Here is a 258-nt window from a genome sequence, read left to right on the forward strand (position 1 = left end):
GTACGACAGCCGGTGGTTATGTGCCATTGGCAGAAGTCGCGGTGCTGGAGAAAACCGTCTCGCCATCGAGTATTTCACGCCGGGCCGGGCGGCAAGTGGTGAACGTAACCGCCGATGTCGAACCGCGTACGCAAATCCCGGCTGTGATGACGGTGTTACAGGAAGAAGCCTTTGTCGACCTGCAAGCCAAATACCCCAGCCTCGACTTTGATTTTCGGGGGCGTCAGGCCGATACCCGTGAAAGCATGAGTGTGATGC

Annotated in this window: 1 protein-coding gene; it reads left to right on the plus strand. The window is 57.8% G+C overall.

The annotated features are described in order from the left end of the window. The coding region (locus Q4563_RS20860; RefSeq protein ID WP_303605878.1) for a hypothetical protein at window positions 1-258 on the plus strand (258 nt) is incomplete at both ends.

Source organism: Gilvimarinus sp. 1_MG-2023, from assembly GCF_030548285.1.